The sequence below is a fragment of the Mycobacterium sp. genome, from assembly GCF_052143115.1.
In the GTDB taxonomy this organism is placed as follows: Bacteria; Actinomycetota; Actinomycetes; order Mycobacteriales; family Mycobacteriaceae; genus Mycobacterium.
On record NZ_JBKQTQ010000300.1, the window covers coordinates 1 to 7,059 of the forward strand.

A 7,059-nucleotide genomic window follows, 5' to 3' on the forward strand; every position below is an offset into this window, starting at 1 on the left:
CGCCCGTAGCTCAACGGATAGAGCATCTGACTACGGATCAGAAGGTTGGGAGTTCGAATCTCTTCGGGCGCGCTTTTTACCAGCGGAAACACGCTGAAACCCCGTTAGCTGCCGGGAAGATTGTCACGATCGGCGCCAAACTGTGCGCGCCCTCGGCGAGTGCGTCGGGCTGGGGGTGCACGTAGGTGCGCATCGTGAACGGCCGAGCCACGCTGCGATCACCGCGGGCGGGATGCCTTGGTCCACATCTCGGAGAGCGTGTCGGGGTGGTAGGGCTCGCCGACCTCGTTGCACGCCACGTAGCCGTCGGCCCGATAGGCGGCGCCTAATGCGAGCTCTTCCTTCGCCTGGCGCTTGCGCGCGGCCTTCAATTCGACGCGCAGCGTATCGGGGATGGGAAGTGTCCGCTCCGAGTCTTCCGACTTGGCATCGTCCTGCTCAACGGCCTTACCGTCCACGCTGATGCGTGTCGGCCCGATGGTCAATGTCCGGGCCTCAAAATCGACGTTGGTCCACCGCAGCCCGCCAATCTCACCGCGCCGCAGCCCGTAGAGGGCCAGGTGCCCGGCATGGCGGTTGCGGTCGCCGCGGATGGTTCGTAGCACCTGCTCCACCTGTGCCGGGGTGTGGGTGGCGAACTTCTTCGGCGTGTCGGGCACCCGGTCGACGTCCTCCACGATGTTCCGCACAACCTTGCCATCCTTGACGAGCTGCTTGAAGATCTGGGAAAGCGCGACGAGCATGTAGTTGCACGACCGAGCCCCCCATTTACGACGTCTCCCTTCCCCTTTCGCGCGGGCCACCGAGCCGTCGCGCAGGCGCTGGATGAGTTCGTCGACGTCGCGGTGGGTGAGCTTTTGGACGGGGAGATGTCCCAGCTCGGAGCGCACCGGTGCGAGCACGCCGGCATAGCCGGATTTACTTGGCCTTGATGCCGTGGCGGGACAAGAGCCAGTCCTCGATTGCCTTGTCGACTGTGATCGTGGTGGGGTGCACGTACGTCCCCTTGGCAACGTCGCCGCGGATCTCGTCGAGCGCCTTGCGGGCCTCTTGTTTCATTGGCGTAACACTTTCGGAGCTGCTTGCGTTTCCCGTCGACGATGCCTACGTCGACGGTCAGTTGGCACCGAACGACCGGTCGCCCGCCAGCGCGACGGGTCAACTCGACGCGTTTGATTTGCGGTGGTAGTTGGCGGCGTTCAACCATCGGTTACCAGCACACAGCCAGGAGAAACGTGTAAATAGCACCGGCGCTGCTGTTTTCGCCTCCGGTCATGCCACGTTTCCCGCGACCGGCCGGCCCGCCAGTGTGCAGCGCGGCCTCCAAGTGATCGATGATGGCGCGCACGCATGAACGCGCTGCAGAATCTCTTAGCCCCAATTCCTAGCGCTCTCAGCGATATTTGCGATCCTCTAGGTTAAAGAACCGTCTCCGCGCGGTGTCGGCGATGGCTTGGCGTCGTCGGCGGGTTGTGCCGGCGAGGTGGCGTCGCCGGCGTTCGGCATCGGCGTGGTCGTCGCCTCCGACGGTGTGGCCACCAATGACGTGGCCCCCGAGGGGAGGGAAGCCTCGACAGTCGGACGCGTCGGGTCATGCGGAGCCCACTCCGGCAAGGGCGCGCCCGCCCCAACGAGAACTTCCTCCTGCTGCGCGGGCGCGGCTGATGGCTCGCGCTCGTCTTGCAGCTCGGTCTCATCGAGCCCGATCAGCTTCTGCAGTCGTTTCATCCATCGCGGCGCCCACCAGCATTCGCTGCCGAGCAGCTTCATGATCGACGGCACGAGGAACATCCGGACCACGGTCGCGTCGAGCAGCAGCGCGGTGATCAGGCCGAATGCGATGTACTTCATCATCACCAGGTCGGAGAAGGCGAACGCGCCTCCGACCACGACGAGGACCAGCGCCGCTGCGGTGATGAGGCGGCCGGTGGTCGCTGTGCCGGTGCGGATGGCCTCCGTGGTGGGCATCCCGCGCGCGCGGGCCTCGACCATACGAGATACCAGAAAGACCTCGTAGTCGGTGGACAGGCCGTAAATGACGGCGATGATCAGCCCGATCACCGGGGCTGTCAACGGGGTGGGCGTGAAGTTCAGCCACTTGGAGAAATGGCCGTCGACGAATATCCACGTCAGCACGCCCAGCGTCGAGCAAAGCGTCAGCGCGTTCATCATTGCGGCCTTGATCGGCAACACCAGTGATCCGAACGCCAGGAACATCAGCAGCGTGGTCATGGACACCGAAATGACGATCATCAGCGGCAGTTTCGCGGAAATAGTCCGAACGCTGTCCTGTTCAAGTGCGGGTGTACCACCCACCCGCAAGGTGAGCCCGTACGGCCGCGAGATCGACCTCAGATCGTTGACCTTTGCGTGGGCATCAAGGCGGTTCATCAGGCCGTTTTGGATCACACGCACCGACGGATCTTTCGACGCGCCGTCGAGGTACGGGCGTTCGCTCCACATTTTTGCCAGGTCGTTGTTCGGGTCAGTAAATCCCGCAATGGTCAGCGCCTCGCTGCGGACCTGAGCCACTTGGGCGTCGGTGACAGGCCGATGTTTGGTGCTCTGGATTACCAGCGTGATCGGCTCGGTACGGAAACCGGGGAAGGTCCGGTCGAACTCCTCCTGCGCCTGGCGCACCGGGTTGGTCGGCGGCAGGTACTTTTCGCTGATGCCGCCCAGGGAGAGGTTGCCCAGCGGGAGAATTAGCAAAATCAGAAGGATGATAATGGGGGCTGCGAACAGCAACGGCCGCTTCATCACACGGTTGGCCAGCCGGCCCCAGAACCCGTTCGCGACCTGTTCCCGGGTCTTGGTCTTCTGCAGCCGATCGCCCAACCAGTTCAGCCACCGGTTGGTGGGTTTCCAGTCGCGCAAGAAGGGCACCCACAGGAGCGTGCGCACGCCAAGGGCGTCGACTTGGCGGCCCAGGATCCCCAGGAAGGCTGGCAGCACCGTGATCGACAAGATTGCCGCCAGCGTGACCGAGGCGATCATGGCGTAGGTGAGTGATTTGAGGAAGCCCTGCGGGAAGAGCAACAGGCCGGCCACGGACGCCGAGATGAGCACGGACGAGAACGCTATGGTGCGCCCGGCCGTCATCACGGTGCGCCGCACCGCGGTTTCGGTGTCGTAGCCCTCGGCGATCTCCTCACGGAAGCGGCTGACCACAAACAGCCCGTAGTCGATGGCGATGCCCAGACCGATCAGCGTCACCACCGGCTGCGCGAAATAATGCACGGGCACGGATATCGCGACGAGTCGCATGATGCCCAGCGCGCCGGCGATGCTGAGCCCGCCGACCAGCGCCGGCAGGCTCGCGGCCACCACACCGCCGAACACAAAGAACAACACGACCGCCACCAGCGGCACGGCAAGCACTTCTGCCCGCTGTTGGTCTGTGGCGATGGTCCCGGTCAGCTCGTTGGCCAATGGCAGCAGACCCGCCAGCTTCACGTCGACGCCCGCGATGGCGAAGTCGTGCTGAACCATCTTGTAGTTGTTGAGGATGGTGTCGTCGTCATTGCCCTTGAGCTGAATCGACATGAACGCGCGCTTCTTCGATGCGTCGGCCATGTTCCTCAGCACGTCCGGGCTCTTGAAATAGCCAATAGACCGAAGGATCTGGTTCGGGTGGTCCTTTTCAACCTGGGCGAGATTGGCGAGGATCTTCTTGTCGAAGTCCGGGTGATCCACGGTCTTGCCGTCCGGAGCGGTGTAGATCGCCACGATATGGCCCGAGGTGTCCCTGCCGTACACCTGGTCACCCAGGCGCGACGCCACCGCCGACTCGCTGTTGTCATCGTAAAAGCCGCTTTGGGTGACATGTGAGCCCAAACTCACACCGAACGCGCCACCACCCAGGCACAACGCCACCATCACCCCGACCACGATGAGTCGGTAGCGGTATACAGTTTGGCCCCACCAGGCGAAAACGTTAAACCCCTAACTGGTGTCGCTCTGCTGCCGGCGCGTCAATTCGATCAACTCAGTTCCCGTGCCTGAGGTTACAAGCGGGTCAGCGGCTGCGGCGGTGCAGTCAAGCCTCCTGCTCGTGCAGCGGTCTAATCGCCGACGAGCGAGCACGCCGGTGCAGTCGCGATCAACGTCCGCACCGGCTCGACGTATACAGAGCCAGACATCGACGTGTAGGCGGTCAGCCAATATGAACTGCGTTCGACCAGACCGCTTCTGACAGGCCGGTCGGCAAATGGCAGGCGATGGCAGCCACGACGGTAGCCACCGCGCGAACGGTGAGGCCAGCTACCGACTCCGGCCACGCTGCGGTGCAAGGCGCAGCGCCACGAACGAGCTACTGCCCGGGACCCACTTCGAACCGCCATCGGCATAGACCACCGAATGGGCGAGGAGAGGTGCCGGCTCGGGTGTCCACGCCACCGTGGAGTCGGCCGTTTGCGTTCGGCTCGGGATGAAACTAACGGCAAGCCTCCCGGTCAGACGGCCACCGAGAAGCTCGAACATCTTCTTGGGCAGGGTCCACATGACACCCTTGACGTTCCGCTCTAAAAAGCATCACTGCGTCACTGTTCACTGCGTCATGCCTAACTAAGTTGTCACGACGTTGTCACAACGTTGTCACTAGGTGCGAACTCGGCGGGTTGGCAGGGGACGGCTTGATACGGTTTCCAGAGGTCAGGTCGGGTCGAGAGTCATTGCAAGACAACCAATTTCGTCCCCTGTCCGACTGGGGGTCAAGTGGTCGCAAGTTCGAATAGCGGCCATCTCTTGCCCGTCATCGTCCCAGCCCGCCCCGGCGCGCGCGGTCGGCAAAGGCGTCGAGTGCTGCGATGACCTCTGGCGAGCGCCAGACGCGGCTGCGTGGGCCCGAGCTGGTCTCGATGATGATGCCTGCCCCCGACAAGGGTTCGAGGTATCGGCGCGCGTGCTTCGACTCGATGCCCAACTCCTCGGTCAGCAGTGCCGTATTGATGACCGGGCGGCGCAGTAGAAGATCGGCGATCTGCCACACGGCTGAATCGCTACGTGCGGTAATCTTGTCGTTCCACTCTGCGCGCACGGCGTGCAATTCACTGACCAGCTCACGACCGTTGAAGACCGCCGCGACAGCCGCCTCCGATACGCGGCGCACGATCGGGGCGGAGTCGCCCTCGCGGTATGCCGTCAGCGCGGCGAAGTACGAATCGGTGTCGGTCAGTAGCCCAGCCGATACCGGGACGGTGACGTTTCGCGTCAATCCCTTGCGGCGCAACATCGCCTGGATCAGTGCCCGGCCTGTGCGACCATTGCCGTCGGTGAAGGGGTGGATCGTCTCGAATTGGGCGTGTGCCAACGCGATCTGGGGTAGTACGGGGATGTCGTCGCGCTGCGCGAAGCGGAGCAAGTCGTCGATGGCTGCTAGAACGCGGCTGTGGTGCGGTGGCACGAACATGGCGCCGCGCGGACCGTGGGTGCCTCCCCCGATCCAGACTTGCTCTTCGCGCCACCGGCCGGCGGATTTCGGGTCGACGTCGCGCATTAGCGCCTTGTGCATCGCCAGGATCGCGTCAGCGTCGATGTTGTCCGCGAGGTTGATCGCGGCGACCATCGCCGCAGTGTTGGCGACGATGATCTTGGCGTTGGCGGTCGTCTTGGCCCCCGGCAGCTCGGCCTCGGCAATGGCTCGCGCCGATGCCGTCAGGTTCTCGATGTTGGAACTGGCTGCAGACTCGGTTCGCAACAAGACCGACGAAAACGGCGCGATCTCGCCGCCGAGCTCGGCGTCGAATCGGGTGACCTCGCGACTGGCGTCTTCGGCGTCGGCGAGCACGTCGGACGGCAGGTTGACAGTCAGGTCGGCGATGTTTGCGCTAATCGCCGCCTGATAGTTGCCCTGCTGTTGTTGCGCCGCGCGCACATATGATGCGGCGGGCGAGATGTCCCAGGGCAGCGTCTCGTACTCGACGGCGGTGCCGGCAAGTGGGTCCATTCCACGACTGTACACCCAGTTAGGTAAATAAGTGGGTGTAAGTGTCGCCGCAACGCCCACTTATCGACGGCGTCGTTTCAAATGAGATCAGAAGAATGCACCATCCTCACGCCGTGACCGGTTACCACACCGGCGTAGCGGACTTCAGCGGACATGCCCTGGGCGCTTCCGGCGACTACGACCAACAGCGCCGTAACTTGGCGAAAGACTAGTCGTACGCACAGAAGGAGGACGCAGCAGTGAACTCGGGCCCTCGCTCTGTGGGCTGAGCATTCCGGAGTAAGTCTGGAGGTGATCGACGCTTACCCCTCCGCGGCGTCCGCGATACGGGCCGCCGCGGCGAGCCGGCCCGACGTGGTGTTCGGGCCCTACGGTTCGGGGCCGGCGCTGGCGGCCGCGGCCGCCAGCAACCCTATCCGGACTGCACCTTCTCACCCCATGGGAGCTATTGAGCTAGCCGGCAGGCCGTGGAGCATGAAATGTTCACCCTGCTGGACGCGCCGTACGCGGCCGAAGCCGACCCTCGGGTCGATCTAGCATGCACAATCCGAGAGTCTGACAACCACAGCCGGTGTGGGGCTGCGCGTGGTGGTGTACAGCCCGACTTTGACGGCTTACACGTTGGCGGAGCGTGAGACATGATGAAAAGCGGCGGGGGTTTTTAGCGACGCGAGGTTGAGCAAGTTCCTGGAAAACAAGGAATGGAGGGACCCGGCTACGACACCCTGATCGAATTTTGGGAAGCGGAGATGAGGGACGGGCTGCGACCAAGAAGTGGACGCTGACACAATGACCGATGTTGATGGCCGATGCAGTTTGACGATCTACTAGCACAAGCCGCTGCGGCGCCGGTCGACGGCTGGGACTTTTCGTGGCTGAATGGCCGGGCCACCGAGGAACGCCCGTCGTGGGGCTACCAGCGACTGATGAGCCAACATTTAGCGAACGCGTCAGCCGCCCTAGATATCCAAACCGGCGATGGGCACACGCTGGCCGGCGCCGAAAAGTTCCCGCCCACGATGGTGGCCACCGAGTCCTACGCGCCCAATGCCGCACTGGCCACCAAACTGCTGCATCCCCGCGGTGTCATGGTGGTGGACACCATCGACAGG

4 protein-coding genes, 1 tRNA gene and 1 pseudogene are annotated in these 7,059 nt (G+C 63.5%); 2 read left to right on the forward strand and 4 right to left on the reverse strand.

The features are described from left to right. Window positions 1-72: transfer RNA gene (locus ACLQI9_RS29735), tRNA-Arg, on the forward strand. Window positions 73-218: 146 nt separating this feature from the next. Here ACLQI9_RS29735 and ACLQI9_RS29740 read toward each other — a convergent pair. The 4 genes from ACLQI9_RS29740 to ACLQI9_RS29755 form a co-directional block, all read right to left on the reverse strand. Beyond that, window positions 219-902: a tyrosine-type recombinase/integrase gene (locus tag ACLQI9_RS29740; protein WP_442381592.1), complete on the reverse strand. Its 684-nt coding sequence runs from the start codon at window positions 900-902 to the stop codon at window positions 219-221. Window positions 903-918: 16 nt separating this feature from the next. Then, complete coding sequence (locus ACLQI9_RS29745; protein ID WP_442381594.1) at window positions 919-1,059, reverse strand: hypothetical protein; 141 nt, start codon at window positions 1,057-1,059, stop codon at window positions 919-921. A gap of 354 nt (window positions 1,060-1,413) precedes the next feature. After that, complete coding sequence (locus tag ACLQI9_RS29750; protein WP_442381612.1) at window positions 1,414-3,879, reverse strand: MMPL family transporter; 2,466 nt, start codon at window positions 3,877-3,879, stop codon at window positions 1,414-1,416. Window positions 3,880-4,753: 874 nt separating this feature from the next. After that, entirely contained in the window at window positions 4,754-5,947 is a 1,194-nt protein-coding gene (locus ACLQI9_RS29755; protein WP_442392637.1) for a Fic family protein, read from the reverse strand. Window positions 5,948-6,756: 809 nt separating this feature from the next. Here ACLQI9_RS29755 and ACLQI9_RS29760 point away from each other — a divergent pair. Further along, window positions 6,757-7,059: pseudogene (locus tag ACLQI9_RS29760) on the forward strand (SAM-dependent methyltransferase); the annotation flags it as partial.